Source organism: Streptomyces phyllanthi, from assembly GCF_009377205.1.
Taxonomy (GTDB): domain Bacteria; phylum Actinomycetota; class Actinomycetes; order Streptomycetales; family Streptomycetaceae; genus Streptomyces; species Streptomyces phyllanthi.
The window spans coordinates 1-4,134 of the sequence record NZ_VJZE01000633.1; the positions used below are offsets into that span (position 1 = coordinate 1).

A 4,134-nucleotide genomic window follows, 5' to 3' on the forward strand; every position below is an offset into this window, starting at 1 on the left:
TCTGGCAGCGCTCCTGGCTCACCGGAGACGTCCTGGACGGCCAGCTCGCCTACTGGCGGGACAAACTCGCGGGCGCACCGGTGCTGGACCTGCCCACCGACCGGCCGCGTCCCCCGGTGCGGTCCAGCGAGGGCGCGGCGACACACTTCACCGTGCCCGCTCCGGTGGCGTCCGGGCTGCGCGAGGTCGCCCGGCGCAGCGGCGCGACGATGTTCATGACCTTGCTGGCGGGCGTCGGCGTCGTGCTGGGCCGGTATGCGGGCCTGGACGACGTCGTGGTCGGCTCACCGGCGGCCAACCGGACACGTCCCGAGACCGAGGACCTGATCGGCTTCTTCGTCAACACCCTGGTGCTGCGCACCGACCTGTCGGGAGACCCGTCCTTCACCGACCTGGTCGGCCGGGTACGGGAGACCGCGCTGGACGCCTACGCCCACCAGGACCTGCCCTTCGAGCAGCTCGTCGACGCCCTGGTCACCGAAAGAGACCGCTCCCGCACACCGCTCTTCCAGGTCTTCTTCAACTATCTGCGGGACGAAGGCGACGGCGCGGCGGCTGGAGACGGCCCCGACGACGCGCAGGCGTCGCCCCGGACGGTGAAGTTCGACCTGACGGTGAACCTGGTGGACGCCGGCACGGGGCTGGCCGGATCGATCGAGTACAGCGCGGCGCTGTTCGACCGGGAAACGGCCGAACGGATGGTCGGCCACCTGATCACCACACTGGGCGCGGTGGCGGAGGACCCGGACAGGAGGCTGTCTCGGCTGCCGGTCCTGACCTCCGCCGAGCGGAACCTGATGCTGGCGACCTGGAACGACACCACGACGTCCTTGCCCGCGGTCGGCGGGGTGCACGAGCTGGTGGCGGCCCAGGCGGCCGCACGGCCCGACGCCGTCGCGGTGGTGGCCGGCGGGACCACGCTGACCTACGCCGCGCTGGAGGAACGTGCCGGCCGGCTCGCCGACCGGCTTCGGGCGCTGGGCGCCGGTGCCGAGTCCGTCGTCGGCCTGTGCCTCGAACGTGGCCTGGACACGGTCGTCGCGATACTGGCGGTCTGGAAGGCGGGCGCCGCCTACCTGCCGCTGGACCCCGACTACCCCACGGAGCGGCTGGCGTTCGTCCTGGCCGACAGCGGAGTCCATGTACTGGCCGGCCACCGCGCCGTGGCCGGCGGCCTCTCCGCGGACACCCGGATCTGGCTGGACGACCCTGCCGAAGCCGTCGACCCGGCCGGGCCACCGGAGCCGGAGACGGAGTCGGCCGCAGGCCGCCTCGCCTACGTGATCTACACCTCCGGGTCGACCGGGACCCCGAAGGGAGTACAGGTCACACAGCACAACCTGGTGAACTTCCTGACTTCCATGGCGGAACGCCCCGGCCTCACCTCCGCCGACGTGCTGCTGGCCGTCACCACACTGGGATTCGACATCGCCGGCCTCGAACTGCTGCTTCCGCTGACCGTCGGTGCCCAGGTCGTCGTGGCGGATCGGGACACGGTCCGCTCCCCCCGGCTACTGGCGGGAGAGATCGGCAGGAGCGGCGCCACCGTCATGCAGGCCACCCCGTCGACCTGGCAGATGCTGGTCGCCGACGGCTGGAGCGGGGCGGCTCGCCTCCGCGCCCTGTGCGGCGGTGAAGCACTTCCCGCCGAACTGGCCAGGGCGATCCAGGCACGCACCGCCGACGTGTGGAACATGTACGGCCCCACGGAGACCACGATCTGGTCCACCTGCCGGCCCCTGACGGAAGACGGGCCGGTCACCCTCGGGTCGCCGGTCGCCAACACCCGCGTCCACGTGCTGGACCGGCGGCTCGGCCCGGTGCCCGTCGGGGTGGCCGGTGAGCTGTTCATCGGCGGCGCCGGAGTGACCCGTGGCTACGCCGGGCGTCCGCCGCTGACGGCGGAGCGGTTCGTCGCCGACCCGTTCGCGGCGGACGGGTCGCGGCTGTACCGGACCGGTGACGTCGTCCGCCGGCGGGCGGGCGGGGAGCTGGAGTTCCTCGGCCGTGCCGACGACCAGGTCAAGGTGCGCGGGTTCCGGGTCGAGCCGGGCGAGGTGACGGCGGCGCTGGCGGCGCATCCCCGGATACGGTCGGCCGCGGTCGCCGCCTGGGGTGAGGCCGGGGACCGGCTGGCCGCCTACCTGGTCCCGGCGGACCACGACGAGGGCATCCCCACGGCGGGAGACCTCCGCGCCTTCCTGCGGCGGAGCCTGCCGGAGTACATGGTGCCGTCGGTGTTCACCGAGCTGGCCGCCCTGCCGCTGACCCCCAACGGGAAACTGGACCGGGCCGCGCTGCCCGCCCCCGACACCGCCCGTCCCGAGCTGGGCGCCCTCGTGGCGCCGACCGGGGCGACCGAGGAACTCCTGGCCGGGATCTGGGCACAGCTGCTCGGCGCCGACCAGGTCGGCGCACTGGACGGCTTCTTCGAACTGGGCGGGCACTCCCTGCTGGCCACCCGGGTGATCTCCCGGATCCGGGAGGTGTTCGGCGCAGAGGTGGCCCTGGCCGCGCTGTTCGAGCACCCCACCCTGCGGGCGCTGGCGGCCGTCGTCGACCAGACCCGGCCGGGGTCGGCCGCCCCGCCGATCACGCCGGTGGCCCGGGACCGCGCCCTGCCGTTGTCGTTCGCCCAGCAGCGCCTGTGGTTCCTGAACCAGCTCGAACCCGCGTCGGCCGAGTACAACCTGCCGTCGCTGATCCCGATGGCCGGCCCGGTGGACCTGGCCGCGCTGGGTGCGGCGTTGACGGCCGTAGCCGCGCGTCATGAGGTGCTGCGGACCCGGCTGGTGGCTGGCCCGGACGGGGTGGCGTACCAGGTGATCGACCCGCCGGGGCCGGTGCCGCTGCCGGTGGCGGACGTGTCCGGCGTCGCCGATCCACTGGGTGCGGCAAGACGTCTGGTGGCGGTCGACGCGGCGGCGCCGTTCGACCTGGCGGCCGGACCACTCCTGCGGGCCTGCCTGATCCGGACGGCCGGCACCATGCAGCTGCTGGCGCTGACCATCCACCATGTGGCCTTCGACGACTGGTCGGACCGGATCCTGCGACGCGATCTGTCCTCGCTGTACGCGGCGTTCCGGGCCGGGGAGCCCGATCCGCTGCCGCCCCTGCCGGTGCAGTACGCCGACTTCGCGGTGTGGCAGCGGGCCTGGCTGGCCGACGAGGTACAGGACCGGCAGCTGGCCTACTGGCGGGAACGGCTGGCGGCCCTGCCCGTCCTGGAGCTTCCCCTGGACCGGCCGCGTCCGCCGCTGCGCTCCTCGGCGGGGGCGGCGATGCGGTTCAGCGTGCCCGGCGAGGTCGTGCGGGGGCTGCACGAAGTGACCCGTGAGGGCGGCGCGACGATGTACATGACCCTCCTGGCCGCGTTCAGCGTCCTGCTGGGCCGGTACAGCGGTCAGGACGACATCGTGGTGGGCACACCGGTGGCGGGCCGGAACCGGGCCGAGACCGAGGACCTGATCGGGTTCTTCGTCAACACACTCGTCATGCGCACCGACCTGTCGGACGACCCGACGTTCGCCGAGCTGGTGGGCCGGGTGCGCGAGACGGCGCTGGGTGCCTACGCCCATCAGGACCTGCCGTTCGAGCAGCTGGTGGACGCGCTGGTCACCGACCGGGACCGGTCGCGCACTCCGCTGTTCCAGGTGCTGTTCGACTACTACCGGCAGGACACCGGCGAGGGGAGCGGTTCAGCGGAAACCGTCCAGGCGGGTGTGACCGCCAAGTTCGACCTGCGTCTGGTCGTGGTCGAAGACGATGACGGCCTTACGGCCACGATCGAGTACGGAGTCGCGTTGTTCGACTCGGTGACGATCGAGCGGTTGGCGGGGCATCTGCGGATGCTGCTGGCACGGATCGCGGAGGGCGCGAGCCGCCCGATATCCGAGTTGTCCGTGCTGTCGGCGGTGGAGCACGCCGACCTGCTGGGGCTGGGGTCGGGTGCCGCACGGCCGGCGTCCGCGACGGGCGGAGTGCCCGGCCTGGTGGTCGAGCAGGCGTCTTCCGCTGGGGACGCGGTCGCGGTCGTGTGCGGCGAGGCGCATCTGACCTACGCGGATCTGGTGGGGCGGGCGTCGCAGTTGGCACGTCACCTGCGCGGCCTGGGGGTGGGCCCGGAGTCGGTGG

Annotated in this window: 1 protein-coding gene; it reads left to right on the forward strand. The window is 73.0% G+C overall.

All coding sequences use genetic code 11. The features are described 5' to 3' along the window. The coding region (locus FNH04_RS42465) for a non-ribosomal peptide synthetase (RefSeq protein WP_152791581.1) at positions 1-4,134 on the forward strand (4,134 nt) is incomplete at both ends.